The 16,224-nt window shown below is 46.4% G+C and carries 16 protein-coding genes; 8 read left to right on the top strand and 8 right to left on the bottom strand.

Translation table 11 applies throughout. The annotated features are described in order from the left end of the window. The first annotated feature begins 10 nt into the window (after positions 1-10). Both P397_RS0101735 and P397_RS0101730 read left to right on the top strand, forming a co-directional pair. Positions 11-442 (top strand): GyrI-like domain-containing protein, encoded by a 432-nt coding sequence (locus tag P397_RS0101735; protein WP_026831687.1) that lies wholly within the window; start codon positions 11-13, stop codon positions 440-442. Between the two features lie 178 nt (positions 443-620). Then, entirely contained in the window at positions 621-2,117 is a 1,497-nt protein-coding gene (locus P397_RS0101730; RefSeq protein ID WP_026831686.1) for a M4 family metallopeptidase, read from the top strand. 97 nt (positions 2,118-2,214) lie between these two features. Here P397_RS0101730 and P397_RS0101725 read toward each other — a convergent pair whose 3' ends face one another. The 4 genes from P397_RS0101725 to P397_RS0101710 form a co-directional block, all read right to left on the bottom strand. After that, a complete protein-coding gene (locus P397_RS0101725; protein ID WP_028105424.1) occupies positions 2,215-3,093 on the bottom strand; it encodes a hypothetical protein in 879 nt (292 codons plus the stop codon). A 70-nt stretch (positions 3,094-3,163) separates the two neighbouring features. Next, complete coding sequence (locus tag P397_RS0101720) at positions 3,164-4,147, bottom strand: YhdH/YhfP family quinone oxidoreductase (RefSeq protein ID WP_028105423.1); 984 nt, start codon at positions 4,145-4,147, stop codon at positions 3,164-3,166. Between the two features lie 287 nt (positions 4,148-4,434). Further along, on the bottom strand, positions 4,435-4,941 hold the full coding sequence (locus tag P397_RS0101715) for a hypothetical protein (protein WP_026831683.1): 507 nt from the start codon (positions 4,939-4,941) through the stop codon (positions 4,435-4,437). 64 nt (positions 4,942-5,005) lie between these two features. Continuing rightward, complete coding sequence (locus P397_RS0101710; RefSeq protein ID WP_028105422.1) at positions 5,006-5,767, bottom strand: hypothetical protein; 762 nt, start codon at positions 5,765-5,767, stop codon at positions 5,006-5,008. A gap of 145 nt (positions 5,768-5,912) precedes the next feature. Between P397_RS0101710 and P397_RS0101705 the strand changes: the two genes are divergently transcribed. Beyond that, a complete protein-coding gene (locus P397_RS0101705; RefSeq protein WP_028105421.1) occupies positions 5,913-7,544 on the top strand; it encodes a glycosyl hydrolase family 28-related protein in 1,632 nt (543 codons plus the stop codon). A gap of 69 nt (positions 7,545-7,613) precedes the next feature. Here P397_RS0101705 and P397_RS0101700 read toward each other — a convergent pair whose 3' ends face one another. The 3 genes from P397_RS0101700 to P397_RS0101690 form a co-directional block, all read right to left on the bottom strand. Further along, a complete protein-coding gene (locus tag P397_RS0101700; protein ID WP_026831681.1) occupies positions 7,614-8,435 on the bottom strand; it encodes a DUF1028 domain-containing protein in 822 nt (273 codons plus the stop codon). A gap of 104 nt (positions 8,436-8,539) precedes the next feature. Continuing rightward, positions 8,540-9,946, bottom strand: a complete 1,407-nt coding sequence (locus P397_RS0101695) for a YfcC family protein (protein ID WP_028105420.1) — start codon at positions 9,944-9,946, stop codon at positions 8,540-8,542. Between the two features lie 180 nt (positions 9,947-10,126). After that, the gene (locus P397_RS0101690; RefSeq protein ID WP_026830437.1) at positions 10,127-10,408 is read right to left on the bottom strand and encodes a putative quinol monooxygenase; all 282 of its coding nucleotides are present in this window, start codon (positions 10,406-10,408) and stop codon (positions 10,127-10,129) included. 145 nt (positions 10,409-10,553) lie between these two features. Between P397_RS0101690 and P397_RS0101685 the strand changes: the two genes are divergently transcribed. The 4 genes from P397_RS0101685 (at position 10,554) to P397_RS0101670 (ending at position 13,524) form a co-directional block, all read left to right on the top strand. Then, positions 10,554-11,039, top strand: coding sequence for a cupin domain-containing protein (locus tag P397_RS0101685; protein WP_026831679.1), 486 nt, complete (start codon positions 10,554-10,556; stop codon positions 11,037-11,039). A 95-nt stretch (positions 11,040-11,134) separates the two neighbouring features. Beyond that, positions 11,135-12,025, top strand: coding sequence for an aldo/keto reductase (locus P397_RS0101680; RefSeq protein WP_028105419.1), 891 nt, complete (start codon positions 11,135-11,137; stop codon positions 12,023-12,025). Positions 12,026-12,038: 13 nt separating this feature from the next. Continuing rightward, positions 12,039-12,971 (top strand): aldo/keto reductase, encoded by a 933-nt coding sequence (locus P397_RS0101675; RefSeq protein ID WP_028105418.1) that lies wholly within the window; start codon positions 12,039-12,041, stop codon positions 12,969-12,971. Between the two features lie 106 nt (positions 12,972-13,077). Next, complete coding sequence (locus tag P397_RS0101670; RefSeq protein ID WP_028105417.1) at positions 13,078-13,524, top strand: OsmC family protein; 447 nt, start codon at positions 13,078-13,080, stop codon at positions 13,522-13,524. Between the two features lie 70 nt (positions 13,525-13,594). Here the strand turns inward: P397_RS0101670 and P397_RS17540 are convergent, their stop codons facing one another. Then, entirely contained in the window at positions 13,595-14,419 is an 825-nt protein-coding gene (locus P397_RS17540; protein WP_051523859.1) for an HNH endonuclease, read from the bottom strand. A gap of 44 nt (positions 14,420-14,463) precedes the next feature. On the opposite strand from P397_RS17540, the gene P397_RS0101660 reads away from it, so the two are divergent. Beyond that, on the top strand, positions 14,464-16,194 hold the full coding sequence (locus tag P397_RS0101660; protein ID WP_028105416.1) for a hypothetical protein: 1,731 nt from the start codon (positions 14,464-14,466) through the stop codon (positions 16,192-16,194). Positions 16,195-16,224 lie beyond the last annotated feature (30 nt).

Raw genomic sequence — 16,224 nt, 5'->3', positions numbered from 1 at the left:
GGAGTTTCTCATGCATCCTAAAATTGTGGATCGTCACGAACTGTATGTCATCGGACTTGGTCTGACTTGCGAAGAAAATGAACTGCATACCTTGATGCCGGAATTATGGCGTGAGTTCTCACGTCGCTCACATGAGATTCCCGCAGAACCGGGCAGTTATCCGCTCGATTTATCACTCGGACAACGCGGAACGAAACATACACAATGTATCGGCCTTCCCGTTGCTTCGCTCGATCATGTCCCAAAAGGCATGAAAGGACATCATATTCCATCTGCCCGTTATGTGTTCTGGAAACATGAAGGTCCCGATATCGAGATTTGGAAATCGTTTGAAAAGATTCAGCGGTTCGCTCAGAAGCAGGGAATCACCCTTGACCCGCTTGATTTTAAAATTGATGAGACACGTGACAAGACACATCATCTCTATCAACGCATTCTCTAAAACCGCTGTCTGAAGCGGTTTTTTTATTGTCTTCTTCTATTTTTTTCGGTCACTTAACTATTCAGTACGGGTATTAAGTACTATAATCTGAAAATTCTAATTAATGCGAACGGCTTATTCTCGGTTTCTCCTTTCTTTGGCATAGTTAGACTCAACCCAAACAAGGAGGCGATTTATTTTGAAAAAGTTTCTCGCTACATCGCTTGTCGCAAGTGTACTTGTCGTTCCTACAGTCGTCGGAGCAGAAGGTCTTCAATCTGGTAAGCTGACGAAAGCTTCATCAGAACCTGCTGCATCGATCGTCAAAGAGTACGTCAATAAAAAAGGTGACTTCTCTGTACAAGATGTCCAAAAAGATGGATCTTCTAACATCGTACGTCTCCAACAAGAAGTGGATGGCGTCCCGGTCTTCGGTAGTGTCGTCGTCGGTAACGTTGCGAAAGACGGTACATTAAAAGCAGTCGTCAACGACGCCGTTGACGTCAAAGGAAAACCAGGTCTCGCTAAAAAAGCAGCAATCTCTGAGAAGAAAGCACTCAAACTATACAAAAAAGCAATCAAAGCAACTGAATTCGAAGTGGCTCCAAAAGCTGAACTCGTCATCTATCCAGTTAAAAATGATGCGGTCTATGCTTACAAAATCACATCGACTGTCTTAGCAGGCGGCGAGCCGTCACGCTGGACATACTTCATCGATGCGAACTCAGGTAAGGTCATCAACAAATTCGACCAACTGGCTCACGCAACAGGTACGACAGTACTCGGAACAAGCGCAACGTTCAACACGACGTTGAGTGCCGGCAAATACTATCTTCAAGATACGACGCGCGGAAAAGGTGTTTACACATACGACGCGAAAAACCGTACATCACTTCCGGGAACACTCTGGGCAGATGCGGATAACGTCTTCAACGCTACTTACGACCGCGCTGCCGTCAGTGCACACGTCAACGCAGCAAAAACGTATGACTTCTACAAAAACACGTACGGCCGCAACAGTTATGACAATGCGGGCGCACGCTTGAACTCGACGGTCCATTACTCGACGAACTACAACAACGCATTCTGGGACGGAACGAAGATGGTTTACGGTGATGGAGACGGAACAACTTTCGTCGCTCTCTCTGGTGCACTTGACGTCGTTGCGCACGAATTGACGCACGCTGTCACAGAATACACAGCTGGTCTCGTCTATCAAAATGAGTCTGGTGCCATCAACGAAGCGGTTTCCGATATCATGGGTACGGTTGCTGAGTACTCTGTCGGATCGAACTTCGACTGGCTCGTCGGTGAAGACATCTACACGCCAGGTGTAAGCGGTGACGCACTCCGTTCAATGTCGAACCCGGCAGCTTACGGTGATCCGGACCACTACTCAAAACGCTACACAGGAACACAAGATAACGGTGGTGTCCACATCAACTCTGGTATCATCAACAAATCAGCGTACCTCCTTGCAAACGGCGGCACATTCTACAATGTATCCGTTACAGGAATCGGTGTACCGAAACTTGGTGCGATCTACTACCGTGCGCTTAATGTCTACTTGACTCCGAACTCGAACTTCAGCTCACTTCGTGCGGCAGTCATTCAGTCGGCAAAAGATCTTTACGGTGCAACAAGTGCAGAAGCAACAGCCGCTGCTAAATCATTTGATGCTGTCGGCGTCTACTAAGAAAACTTCCTCCCAAGGATTTTCGACCTCCTGAGTCCATGACTCGGGAGGTTTTTTACGCGAAAAAAGCGACCTGTCAAAGACAGACCGCTTTTACTTATTTTCCAGGATCACGTGCGAGACGCAATCGTGTCGACCCATTGTCCGGGAAAGCTTTCAGTTGCAGCTTTTCGCCCTGATACCACGTGCCGTAACTCGTTTCGACGACCGGCTCCCCTAAAGCAGACAGCCCGGAAGCCGAAGCATTCGTCCAGTCAATGGCTTCGATGATCCCATCCGATACGACAAGCAGATAACCTGCATTTGAGAAATGATACGTGTTGACGGCATCCTTTTGCGTGTTTCCAAGTGCACCGTACTTCGCTTCGAATTTCTCAAGCGGCTGACCAAGATATTGTTCCGGTTTCTCGATCGGTTGATTGGCGACAACCTGTTGTAACGTCGCAAGCAGTGTCTTGTCTTTGACATCGGACGGGACATCCATCCGGACGTCCGTTTCCGGAATGTATCCTTCGACGGCATCACTTAGTTTCAAGTGCACCATTCCATTTTCAGCATCCAGAATTTCGTAGACGTCACCTAAATCCGCTTTATAGATGACGCTGCTCCGGTTTGCATCCTGATAGACATCAGCAAAGGGACGTGTGACCCATGCGGCTTGGCTGATTTCCGGTTTATCCGCCTTCTTCTTTGCTTTTGGCTCTTTTTTCTTTTGATCAGTTTTCTTTTGATCGGTCGAGGCTGACTTTTCCGTGTTTGTCTCTTTTTCTTTTTCGCCGTCGACGGACTTAGGTGATTCCACGGTCGATGTCGCTTGACTCGCATCATTCGTCGACACCATGTAACCCCATCCACCAACAATCAGGATGGTTGCTAAGATCCCGCCCAGCGCGACACTCCGCCGATTCCGTTTCTGCTTCCGGCGCTCTTTTCGTGATAAGCGTTCTTGTTCCGTTTGTTGTTCATTTTGACTCATCTATTGTTCCTCCTGAATTGATCGAGACACTTTTTAACCACTATACCATCGAACAACCTGTCCAGAGTGGTTAAATTTCGATGACAGTTCTGCCTTGATGGGTTCCGTCGAGCAGAGACGATACGACGTCCGGAAGATCGTGTAAACTTTTTGTTTCGACCCATTCCTGAACCGGTAATCGCCAGTCATCCGCAAGGTGCTCCCAGAGACGGGTACGCTCCGAAACCGGTACTTGGACGGCATCGATTCCAATCAAGCGAACGCCGCGCAGGATGAACGGATAGACAGTCAGCGTCATCTCAGCCCCGCCGACGTTGCCGCATGTCGTGACTAATCCGCCGTATTGGACATATCGAATAACGGACGCAAGCAACGGTCCACCAACCGTATCGATGATGCCGGCATAACTTCCCTTCTTCAAGGGACGCGTCGTTTCGTCCAAAAACGATTGCCGGGACAATACTTCCGTCACGCCTGCTTGTTTCAAACGATCTGCTTCCGCTTCTTTTCCCGTGACGGCATGAACAGTGAATCCGAGCTTCAGAAGAAGTGCGACAGCAACACTGCCGACACCACCCGTCGCGCCTGTGACGAGCACCGGACCATCATCCGGTTTCACCCGGTGCAACAGTTCCTCCACTGACTGCGCGGCGGTCAAACCGGCCGTACCGTACGCCATCGCTTCAAACGTCGTGAGTCCGTCCGGTAACGGTGTGATCCAGTCTCCGGGGACACGTATGTATTCCTGAAAGCCGCCTGACGTGTTCATCCCAAAATCAAATCCATTGACGACGACTGCTGTTCCCTCCTGGAACCGTGCATCGGTTGAGCTGACGACATGACCTGCTGCATCGACACCCGGCGTATGCGGATACTGTTTCGTCACCCCCCGGTTCCCCGTGACGGACAACGCATCCTTGTAGTTGACGCACGAGTAGTCGACACGAATCAACACGTCTCCTGCTGGCAAGTCGGCGATCTGCTTCTGTTCGAGTGCTCCTGTCAACTCCCCCTCCTGTTCCCGGACAACAAATGCTTTGAATGTATCTTTCATCTTCAGGTCCCCTTCCATGAATGACTCCAGTAAGCTATACCCGAACACAGTCATCGGCATACCTTTTATATACGTTTTGTTCATACAAAAAAACCGTGAATGCCGAAGCACTCACGGTTTTTGGCGTCTGACGAAAAGAAACGTTTTTCCGCAGGTAGTCACTGGTGACAGGTCAGAACGTCATCGGTCAGTGGTCATGGGTGTGCCGTGCCCGTTGAAATTCCCTATTGGAAGAGGTTTGTGTCAGAAGCGCCGTCCCTGATCAGGAGTCTCACCTGACCAGAGTCTTACATGTAACGTGTACCGTCAAAATCAATTTCTGTCCGGTAATTGGCGGCATTGATCGCATTTGAAATCCGATGTGCTGCCCGCTCCATCTCCTGCGCTTTAACCCGGTAGGCGTCCGGATCATACAACGCATGCCGGATGACGGTCGTCCCTTCAAATCCATATTGGAATTCGCGTTTCGGACGGGCGGCGAGTTCTTGGAACTGTGTGGCTTTTGCCCGGAGTTGGGTCGCCAGTTCAATCGCTTCGACGAGAGGTACTTCACCTTCTGTCGTCTCGATCGTCGTCGACAAGTTCGCCGCATAAACTAACCGGTCCAGTGTCCGCATATCCCGGCGAACTTCATCCATCGCCGATTCGACATCCAGTAGCGTCCGCTCTTGACCGGTCGGCAAAGCCTCCCCTTTTTCAAGATCAATGAACGCAATCCGGTCCACTTCTTCGACTAATTGTTCGAGTTGTTTCCGTAAGATACTTTTTAATTTCACGGCATCTGCTAAGTACATTGTTCAGTCCCCCGTTTCCTGATCCTGCTCTAGTGTTTATTACGTCCTGAGATTATGAAAGGTTTCATTTGAGTTGCCCGAGATAATTGGAAAAATCATTTTCAATGTCCACCAATACCGTTACCGTCACATCGGTTGATTGGTTCGGATCATAGCGCACCATTTCATATAACCGTTGTAACTCAAGGGACGGTTGAAAACCGATCCGTTCGAACCATTCCCGGAACGACTCGGTCTCCCAGCGTTTCAATTTTGGGGGGAGCTGACGGTTAAACAAGACGACTTGTTGCCGGACCTGCTCGACCGGTAAAGGCGGCAGTTCGTCTTCTGGATTCGTTTCTCCCAGGCGTTTTTTTATTCGAACCGAACGTGGTACTAACTCGTCTTCAGTACTGTCCCATTTCTTTCGTTTTCGGAAACGGCGTCCGATCAGAAACAGTAATACTAAACCGGCGAGACCGGTTGCGACCAGCAGATACGGAAAGCCGTTCTCGCCCTCTTCGCCTTCTCCTTTTGAAAACGGATGAAATCCAAGGGAAATAAATTTTTCTTTTTGTGGTTTTCCTCCGCCTTCTACCGGTTCATTCGTCTCATATCCATATTTAACTTGTCCAGGCGGTAATTCTTTTTTCTTGAACAGGTACGACCACCAAAACGTCAAAGGTTTGGATTTACACTCTCTTACACACTGTTGTTGTGCACCGCCCCCCGGAAATACTTCAACGGTTTGTAATGTCTTGTATCCTGCCTGAACTAATGGTTTCATGATACCCAGCCCTAGAATGACCACACCCATCAAAATGAACAACCGACTTCGAAAGCGCATGTCCCCACCTCTTTAATGTCATTTTTATCCATTATATACGAGTTCCGTCCTAATTATCGGAATTTTTTGTTTTTGTCAGAAAGGGGCTTGAATCCGAAAGGGGACGGGAAAAGGAAAAGAGTGATTTTTAGAGAGGGGTTTCCAGATGCTGAGATTAGATGAAACACATGATCCGTATCAAAATGGTCAATTGATTGCGGAATATACCGAAACGAAGTCGAACGGGGAGGCCGTTCTTCGGGCGGAGCAACTGATGAAAGACAGTCCGTTCGTTGCACCGCGTCGAACACCTCATCCGAGCCGTTATCTCCGGTCTTTGATTTCGCCGCTCTTTTTGACGGATCGGGATAAACATATTCTGCCGTTGACGAAGGCTTTTGTCAGTGAACAGGACGAAATCCGACCAAGTTGGTTCGGTCGGCTGACGTATGAATTTGAACAATTGATCAGCCAGGTTGAAAAGGTTGATGTCCGGGCTTACGGAGCGGTCGGGGACGGTGTGACGGACGATACACTCGCCTTTAAGGAAGCACTCGCTGACGGACACCGCCAAGTCCATGTCCCGGCCGGCACGTATCTCGTCCGCGGCATCCGTCTGCCGAATTATACGATTTTGACTGGAGACGGCAAAGGACAGACGATCATTAAGCTCCACGATGCGGCTCCCAAAGGACGCCGGTTGATCACGAATCAAAACTACTTACTCGGTAACCATCATCTGCTCGTCGAACGGATGACACTGGATTGGAACATCGAACGGATCGGGGATGCGAAAAAGAGCAGTACGTGGGGCAATCATTCCAGTTGTTTGACCTATGCCCATGTGACGTACGGTTGGGTGTTTGACGTCGATGCCGTCAATCCGGGTCTGCACTGCTTTGATATCTCAACCCCCTATTACAATTACAACGGGGACGGTGCACGCGCCAACCTCAGCAGTTCGTTCATCTGGTTCGACGGACTGACGGGATCCGGTTTTGGGGACGACGGCATCACGACCCATCACAGTGACCATCTGTTCATCTCACACTGTTTTATGCGTGATCCGAGCGGACGCGCGCATGCTTCAGGTTTTTCGAATTCAAACGGGATTGAAATCGATGACGGTTCCCGTGATGTCTGGTTGTTCAACAATGCGACGACACGTTGTTTCGGCGGACTTGAAATCAAAGCGCACGCAACGTCTTCCGCCGCATCGACCGTTAAAATCGTCGGTCACTTATCCGTTGATGACCATCGTTCGTTTAACTTCCGGCATATCGGACATCATCAAGCAACCGATCCGACATCGCAGACCGCCTACAATATCGTCGCGACACGTCTGATTGCCCAGACACCACAGTATACGCCGCTGTACCAAAATTCGAAGCCGCGTGCCTTGATCGTCTCCGCCTATCGGAACGTCGTCATTCATGACTTCACAGTGCTCGGTGATCCCTATTATGATTACCAGGAACAACCGGTGATCGGGATTCAATACAAAGCACGTAACGTGACGTTGAGCCAAGTCAAGATGAGTGGTTTCCGACGCGCCAAAACGGATATTCAAATATTCGGGGGCGACAACCGGGCAGAAGATGTCCGATTGATCGACGTCCGAATCGAGGACTCTGCCAAACACGGCATTACGATTGGTCCAAGCATCGAGCACATCCGGTTGGCAAATGTCGCCATCAAAGGCGATGGGACGGTCGGTCTGAATGCCAAGTCCGAACCTGAACTCGAACGGTTTATCGCGACCGGCTATAAAGTACCGGTCCGCACGCATTCGACATAACTGGTTTCCGGATGATTCCGAACACAAAATAAGGCTGATTCGACGCGTGTCGAGTCAGCCTTATTTATATTATTGGGCCCGAAGGTATGCTAAGACCCGGGTATCAATCGACCGGTCTTTTTGTTCCCGCATCTCGAAGTTTTCGGTATGCAAATACGTCCGGAATGCTTCGTCGAACGAACCGCGGTAGCCGAGTTCGAGCAACTTATCCATCACTTCTGACTCCAGCGCATCGTCAATCGGTTTGATTTCTTCCGGTTTACTTGGCTGTAGATAGAGCGTATGCAATTGATAAATCCGTTCCAGTTCCTGAATCGGACTCGTGTGATCGTCGACCCGCAGATCGATGTACCGGTCGTTGAATCCACCATATCCGCCACCTTCTTTGACGACCAACAAAGCGGCTGACTGCATCCCCCGCGAATCCCCTCCCGCTGCTTGACCGGCTGCCAGTGCGCGTAATAGTCGTTCCGCGAGCGGTCCTTCCGTCGTCTCGAACACACGAGCCATCTCCTTGACTGTGTTGCCGTCAACTAAAATGTTGCCTTGCGCCGCGAAGTGTTTCCCGGCGATTCCGCCCGCCCAGTCGTTGCACCCTTCACCTGTGAACGTCGCACTTTTACCGGAGGCATCCACGATTCCGACCTGGCGATCCGCTCGCCCTTCGTCCGCTTCCGTCAGACGTTTCAAGACTTCATCCGCCGACTTGCCTTCCGTAATCATCCGCAGCCCGTCTGGTCCGTAGGCTGTATTCGCAAAGGATTGTGTCGCAATCGCACCTACACCGGCCTTCGCAAACGGAACCGCACTGCCGACCGCTAAAAATTTAGATTGAACCGCTACACCCCAAGCTTGTTCCTTTTCACAATACCCAACGATTGAATATGTCATGTTCTAAAATCCCCCTTGATTGTCATAACTATCCGTTCGTCGTAGGGATTCCCGTTTCCTGCACACAAAAAACCTTCCGTCCCTTTCGAACGGAAGGTGAAGCTTCATTGAATCCCTAATACAACAGCGAGCAGAAGAGCACCACAGGCGAGCGAAATCCAAATCGCAAACAATTTCCAGACAAACCGTAACCACTTTTCATAAGGAATGCCGGCAATCGCTAGAAACGCCATCAAGTGGGCACTTGTCGGAAAAATCATATTCGTCAATCCATCTCCGTACTGGAAGGCTAGTACGGCAACCTGACGCTCGATCCCGAGCAGATCAGCGAGTGGTGCCATGATCGGCATCGTCGTTGCCGCTTGTCCACTTCCTGAGGGAATAAAGAAGTTCGTAATCAGTTGGACGATATACATACCGATGACAGCAAGTGATGTCGGTAACTGTCCGACGGCGTTCGATAAACCGTAGATCACGGTATCGATGACACGACCGTCCTCTAAGATGACGACGATCGCCCGGGCGAACCCGACAATCAAAGCACCAAACGTAACCGCTTTCGCTCCGTCAATCAAACTCTCAAACGTCCGGTTGACTCCCATCGTCACAATTCCGGCAAGGAGACCGATGATCAGGAATGATGCCGTCAGTTCCGTCAAATACCAGCCCCATTCGAAGATCCCGATGACATTCAGTGTAATGCCGCCAACCAATACGACCAGCACAAACAGATGTTTTTTCGAGAACCGTGAAAAGGTTGTCGTCGTCTCTTCTTTGCGGTGTTGTTCCAGATCATGAACCAGACTTTTCGTCGGATCTTTTTTAACTTTTTGCGCATAATTCATCACATACAGAATCGTGACGACTAAAAAGACAAGATAGACTGCCGTCCGATAACCGAGTCCACTAAACAGAGGCACTTCGGCAATGGATTGCGCGACACCGACCGTAAAGGGATTCAACATCCCGCCGGCAAAGCCGACTGCTGCTCCGAGACTGACGATGGCGGCACCCGTCATCGCATCATATCCAAGTGCACGTGCTAACATAATGCCGATCGGAACAAAGATGATCGTTTCTTCCGCCATTCCGATCGTTGCGCCGGCGACCGAAAAGACGAACATCGTCATCGGAATCATGATGTGTCCCTTCTGACCAAATCGGTTGATCAATTGATTGATGCCGGACTCGATTGCCCCGGTCTGTCGGATGATTCCGAAGACGCCACCGACCAAGAAGATGTAGAAAATGATGGCAGCGCCTGCTTCCATTCCTTTCGGGATGGCTTCAAACAAACCAAACAAGTTGACTGGAGCCGACTCGACCGCACGATACGTCCCGTCAATGACAACGGTTTGTCCGTCCTGTTTTTCCCGATCGAACTGTCCTGCCGGTAATGTATACGTCAAGATGACTGCAATCAATAAAATTCCCATGATGATAGCATATGTGTGAGGCATCTTGAAGAAAGACCGGGCAGAAGCGTCTGTCTGTGGTTTCTGTTCGTTCATTCGTTTGCCTCCTGACCTACTTTTAAAATTTTACTCTCTTAAGAGATAATGCCCTATTTATGGAAAAAATAACAGAGTATTTCGTCATTTAATTTTTTTGTAATATATTATTCACTGGTTTTTCCTCATCAGAAACCACAAAAAAACCTGACAATTGTCAGGTTTTACGACGTTCTCTGCTTAGGCGTTGAAAGATTGAACATCTAACGGTTTCGCAAGCGCTGTTTGAGCAAATGCTACGAACTGACCGAAATGCGCACTTGTGTTGTGTGATTCGATTGCTGCTTGGTCTTCCCATTTCTCAATCATCATGAAGACATTTTCGTCTTCGATGCTTTGAAAGAGATCATAACTGATATTGCCTGCTTCCATACGTGATCCTTCGATCAGTGTTTTCGTCGCTTCTAAAAATTCTTGGCGTTTTGCAGGTTGTACTTCTAATTTTGCTTCAATGGCGATCATTGGAAAGCCTCCTCTAAAATTTCATTAACTTAAGTATAGTAGCATCTTCCCTTTCGATTCTCCATTAAGATGCTTGTACGATTAAAGAAGTTATATTTCGGGTAAAAAAATGTATCATTTTGACATCAGAGAGGAGTCCATTCAAATGACGGTCGAGATTTTTTATTTCGATGATGATGGCGAGATTCCAAACAACCCAGATCTACCTGTTCTGATTTATCGTCATGTCTTTGACGATCCGTCTTCCATCGAAGACACCTTTCATTCGCACAATTGGCAGAATAGCTGGGTCGACGGCATTTTTGATTTCCATCATTATCACAGCGTCGCTCATGAAGTCATCGGTATTCTTGAAGGACATGCCAGCATCCAACTCGGTGGACCACTCGGAAAAACCTTTACTCTGACGGCCGGTGATGTCGTCGTTCTTCCTGCCGGTACGGGACATAAGGCGCTGCACACCAGCCGACAATTTAAAGTCATCGGGGCGTATCCAAACGGTCAGGATTACGATACTTTGACGGGCGATCCGTGCGAACGCCCGGCGAACCTGGAACGGATTGCTCAGGTCGAACGACCGCAAACAGATCCCGTTTATGGAAAACAAGGACCGTTATTTGAACACTGGTAGCCACGTCTGCTTTCCGTCCACTGGAAAGCAGACGTTTTTTTCTGCCACATCAGTGGTAAACCCTACTATTGTGTTTTTTAAAAGGAGGAAAAAAGATGAATGAGACAGAACGGACCGTCATACTTGCAGCACTGAAGCAACAAACCGTCACGCTTCCGGATCAGACTCACGTACGCGCACTCGGTCAAGGAACATGGCGCATGGGTGAAGATCAAACGAAGCGTCAGGCTGAAATCGAAGCGTTGCATGTCGGGCTCGACAGCGGGATGGAACTGATTGATACCGCGGAAATGTACGGGGAAGGTGCATCCGAACAGTTGATTCGCGAGGTGCTCAAAGAGCGACGCGACGAAGTGTTTCTCGTCTCGAAAGTCTACCCGCATAATGCCGGGGGGGAAAAGTTACGCACCGCCTGCGAGCGGACACTCGAAAACCTCGGCACCGACTATCTCGATCTTTATTTATTGCACTGGCGTGGCAGTATTCCGCTACAGGAAACAATCGATGGACTGGAACAGTTAAAAGCCGAAGGGAAAATTCGCCGTTGGGGCGTCTCAAACTTTGATGTCAAAGATATGAAAGAACTTCTTTCGCTCGATCAAGGCGATCAATGCGCCGTCAATCAAGTGCTGTACCATCTCGGTTCACGCGGAATTGAGTACGAGCTGATGCCGCTTCTCAAACAACACGGGATACCGGTGATGGCGTATTGTCCGCTTGCTGAAGGCGGCAGTTTACGGGATCAGTTGCTGGACCATCCGACTGTCGAACGCCTCGCCGAAGAACACGGCGTCAAACCGGCACAAATCCTGCTTGCCTGGGCCATCCGAAGCGGTGACGTCATCGCGATTCCAAAAGCCGGACAAGCGCAGCATGTGGAGGAAAACGGAAAAGCCGCTTTGGTCGATTTAAGTGAAGAAGAATTGGCTGCACTCGACGAAGCGTTCCCGGCACCTACGAAAAAAGAACCACTCGATATCGTTTAAGGAGGAGTCAATGATGAAAAAATCAGTCAAACTCGGAAAATCTAATTTAACGGTCAATCCAATCGGTCTTGGGACCAACGCGGTTGGAGGACATAACCTCTACCCGAACCTCGATGAACAGGCAGGTCGGGATCTTGTCCGCGTCGCCTTGATGAACGGAATCAACTTTTTGGATACCGCCTACATTTACGGACCGGAACGTTCAGAAGAACTGGTCGGAGAAGTCTGGAGTGAAACGGTGGAGCGTGAAGAGGTCATTCTTGCGACAAAAGGGGCGCACCAACTGGTCGACGGAGATGTTGTCATGAACAACTCACCTGAATTTTTAAAACAATCGGTCGAGGACAGCTTAAAACGTCTGCGAACAGACTATATCGACCTCTATTATATTCATTTCCCGGACGAACAGACGCCAAAAGACGAAGCGGTCGCCGCACTTGCCGAGTTGAAAGCCGAAGGAAAAATCCGGGCAATCGGGGTTTCGAACTTCTCACTCGAACAATTAAAAGAAGCGAACAAAGACGGTCATATCGATGTCTATCAAGGAGAGTACAACCTCTTTAAGCGCGATGCCGAAAAAGAGATTCTTCCGTACATCCGGGAACACGGCATTTCGTTTGTCCCGTACTTCCCGCTCGCAGCCGGTCTGCTTGCCGGAAAATACGATGCCGAAACGAAATTTGATGATCTTCGGAAAAATGATCCGTTGTTCCAAGAGGATGTATTTAAAGACAACTTGGCGAAAGTCGACTTATTACGTCCGATCGCGGAAGCGAAAGATGCCGAAGTAGCCCATATCGTCCTCGCGTGGTATTTGGCACAAGACGGTATTGATGCCATCATTCCAGGTGCGAAACGGGCTGAGCAAGTCACGGATACAATCCGGACACTTGATGTGGAATTGACGGAAGAGGAAATCCGCCAAATCGATCACATCTTTAGCTGACCCAACAAAACCACGCCATTTTGACTTGGCGTGGTTTTGTTTGAGCAAATTAAGCGAAAATCGGACGAATGACTCGTATGATAAATAAAGAAGGAGGCGATTATTCATGAAACACCATTTTCATCTCACAGCCGACTGGCCCGGCAATCGGAATGATATCGGACAGATCGAGACAGGTGAACTGAAAACGAAAATTTCGATTCCGGACGCGATGGACGGTCCCGGTGTCGGAACCAATCCGGACGAAATGTTGCTGGGGGCGGCAGCGACATGTTACATCATTACGCTGGCCGCGATGCTCGAACGCAACAACATTCCGAAAGTGTCCCTGACGATGGAATCGGAAGGAATCGTCGACGTCACGAATGGGGTCTTCACCTATGACGCCATCATTCATCGACCGACATTGATTCTTCCGGCGGACACAACAGAAGCGAACCTGACAAAAGCACGCCGTCTTGCCGAAAAAGCGGAAGGCTCGTGTATGATTACCCGGGCACTGGCGGGTAACGTGAACGTTTCGTTAGAAGCGGTTGTGGAGTTGGCAGGTTAAAGATTACTTTATACTTCCTCGTTTAATAAAACAGTAAGCTGAACTCTTAAAATTCAGCTTACTGTTTTTGTTAATTATTGATTTCTTTTTGTAACACTACCTTCCAGGTTTCATACGTACCATCCGGTTGGATTTTCATTATTCTATGTATCATCCGGTGGCAATTAGCACATAAAAGTGCTAGATCCTCTATTTTAGTTGTTGTTTGACCATTCAAACCTAAAGGATTTTTATGATGCGCTTCGATATATCTGCTCCCCAGAGATCCGTAAACTCTAAAATAGTCAAAATGACAAATTTCACAAAACAAACGACCGTTTATTTCTTCAAATTTTTCCTTCGCTTTTCTTACTACTGTTGAGTTTCTTTCTAACATATAATGATTCATCATTTTCTTTGTACCTTCATCGTATGATTCGCTAGCGTAAGTAGCCATCTGTTCTTCGATAAAAGAATTTAGTTGTTCTACTTCATCAACGAAGTATTCCATATTTTCTTGAATATTATTTTGAAAGTCACTTTTAAATTCTTCAAAGTTTATAAATTTATAGTGATTATCCATTTTAAAAGATTTATCAGATGTTCCAAGAATCTTTTTTAAATCTACTAGTTTTGAACGCTCCAATAATACAAATTGCAATTCATTGATCGTTTGGGGAAATTCTAGTTCAGACACACTAAAAATTAAATAGTCATAATCACTTTCTTTCGTTTCACGTATTCCGAAACGGTTAGTTGAGACTCCACCTTTAGATCCTCTAATACCAATTTTTTTCTCATTTAAAATTAAACGGTCACCTTCTTTTAATAATGGTATGTTATTTGTAATAGCAAAGACTTCCAACCATTCTTTCACTAGTTTTTTTATTAATTGAACATTTTTTTGCTGTGTCATACAGCGTTCACCTACTTTCTTAGTACATTGGAGGAAAACTATTCGTGGGCCAAACACAAAAAACATCTGGTGATACACATACTAAGCAAGTGTCACTTTACTTAAAACATTTAATCCAAAATAGTTCGAGTAATCCATCTACAAACGATCCAAGCTGGATGACCGCACATTTTTTATTTACACAATTTCCTGGTTTAACCGATGTTCAATCCAAATTCGAGTTTTCTAACTTCGATCATCGTGCTGATCTTTATCTTTATCAAAACGATCGAATCATACCCATTCATCTGTTTTCACTAAAAAAAACAGGAAGTATTCAACCAAAAAATCCAGGTGCAAAGTCATTTCTAGACAAATACTTTAACCTTCCTGAAGCACAAATTCAGTTAAACTCCATTATTGATCAAGAACGTGAACGTTTATACCGATACATTCTTGATCAAAAAAACCTACCGCATCTTTATTTATCGGAGCGGGATCTAAAAAAACAAGTGAGTCTCCTACAACTAAATCAACTAGAATCTAAACAGTATCGCAAAATGATTTTAGAAAGTATTCGTGATCAGTGCTATTCCATTTTGCTTAAGTTATTGAACACGAACCACACTCTCATTTTTAATGGTTTTAAGGAGCTCTCACTCATTGAAGAGTACAAAGTGCTCTCGATTCAAGATATTAATAAATCAATTCATGTTGAAATGCAGCAACAAACACTTAAATCATTTCACAACATTTATCTATTAAAGAAAAACACTTCTTCAATCTATATTTATATTGATGATTTTGAATTAGAATTACGTTTTAAATTTGAATCTTCTTTATCTTCGTCAATCAAGTTAGCAACTAAACTATCCTCTTCTATCCATTTAACAGAGCAGCTCCCTCAACAATTTGAGAGCATAAACAATCAGTTTTTAAATACATTTGAAGATATATTAGATAGTCATACATACGTTCCTGCATCAAATAATAGTAATGCAATTGGTAGATGTAACGAAGCACTCTTAATCTATCGGTTCATCAAGAAAAATCCATCAATAAATATAGTTGATGCTGAAATTATACACAGTACATTTGAAAAACATTATGGAAATTTAAATAGTGAAATGCTTGAACAATTGATTACTTGTTCGGAAACTACTTATCATTCACTTTCAGTGTTTCTAAAAGAGCGTTTTGGAGAGTTTTACACGATTCAGCAAGTCCAACTTGTAGCGGATAGTTATGTATCAAATAAACTCGAAACCGCAGATGTTATTTTTACAATCAATCATAAAAATACGTATATTGAAATCCCTTTATCATTAAAAGCTTTGAAAAAGAGGAATTCGATGATGACACTCAAAAATCCTGGAGTTGGTAGTATTTTATCCTATCATTACTTTGATATTTATGATGACATGCAACTATATATTGCTCGAATCAAAGAAAAATATCAGTCGGATCTGTTGACTAGGAAAGAAGTACTCTCAATCGTATCTCATAAAATTACTGAGCATTTAAAAAAAGCCAGTCAAACTTCATTAGAATCAGGTCTAAGAAACATGATTGGAACGAACACTTCTGTCATTTCTTTTTATCAACAAAATATGTGTAGCATTCATTCCTATTTGCAGGTAAAAGGACCCGTTGAAGTACAACAAACCAGTTCGACTACAACACGTCTATCTTGGATGTCCGGTCAAGAAGAAATTCGCCTTCGTGTTAAGTTTAGTTCTGGTGCTTCCCATGGTTGGTCTTCCTTAAAATTATCTTGCGAACGATTGATAAAGTAAAAAACAGGTGATACTTCATTGGTATACTGA

Origin of the sequence: Exiguobacterium undae DSM 14481 (assembly GCF_000620805.1) — a bacterium.
Taxonomy (GTDB): Bacteria; Bacillota; Bacilli; order Exiguobacteriales; family Exiguobacteriaceae; genus Exiguobacterium_A; species Exiguobacterium_A undae.
This window is presented reverse-complemented; position numbering and strand designations above follow the sequence as displayed.

What these genes read in the sequence shown, in the direction of transcription:
- P397_RS0101735 (WP_026831687.1), top strand. Translation starts at nt 11, where the DNA reads ATGCATCCTAAAATTGTGGATCGTCACGAACTGTATGTCATCGGACTT.
- P397_RS0101725 (WP_028105424.1), bottom strand. Translation starts at nt 3,093, where the DNA reads ATGAGTCAAAATGAACAACAAACGGAACAAGAACGCTTATCACGAAAA.
- P397_RS0101720 (WP_028105423.1), bottom strand. Translation starts at nt 4,147, where the DNA reads ATGAAAGATACATTCAAAGCATTTGTTGTCCGGGAACAGGAGGGGGAG.
- P397_RS0101670 (WP_028105417.1), top strand. Translation starts at nt 13,078, where the DNA reads ATGAAACACCATTTTCATCTCACAGCCGACTGGCCCGGCAATCGGAAT.
- P397_RS0101690 (WP_026830437.1), bottom strand. Translation starts at nt 10,408, where the DNA reads ATGATCGCCATTGAAGCAAAATTAGAAGTACAACCTGCAAAACGCCAA.
- P397_RS0101715 (WP_026831683.1), bottom strand. Translation starts at nt 4,941, where the DNA reads ATGTACTTAGCAGATGCCGTGAAATTAAAAAGTATCTTACGGAAACAA.
- P397_RS17540 (WP_051523859.1), bottom strand. Translation starts at nt 14,419, where the DNA reads ATGACACAGCAAAAAAATGTTCAATTAATAAAAAAACTAGTGAAAGAA.
- P397_RS0101710 (WP_028105422.1), bottom strand. Translation starts at nt 5,767, where the DNA reads ATGCGCTTTCGAAGTCGGTTGTTCATTTTGATGGGTGTGGTCATTCTA.
- P397_RS0101695 (WP_028105420.1), bottom strand. Translation starts at nt 9,946, where the DNA reads ATGAACGAACAGAAACCACAGACAGACGCTTCTGCCCGGTCTTTCTTC.
- P397_RS0101680 (WP_028105419.1), top strand. Translation starts at nt 11,135, where the DNA reads ATGAATGAGACAGAACGGACCGTCATACTTGCAGCACTGAAGCAACAA.
- P397_RS0101675 (WP_028105418.1), top strand. Translation starts at nt 12,039, where the DNA reads ATGAAAAAATCAGTCAAACTCGGAAAATCTAATTTAACGGTCAATCCA.
- P397_RS0101705 (WP_028105421.1), top strand. Translation starts at nt 5,913, where the DNA reads ATGCTGAGATTAGATGAAACACATGATCCGTATCAAAATGGTCAATTG.
- P397_RS0101700 (WP_026831681.1), bottom strand. Translation starts at nt 8,435, where the DNA reads ATGACATATTCAATCGTTGGGTATTGTGAAAAGGAACAAGCTTGGGGT.
- P397_RS0101685 (WP_026831679.1), top strand. Translation starts at nt 10,554, where the DNA reads ATGACGGTCGAGATTTTTTATTTCGATGATGATGGCGAGATTCCAAAC.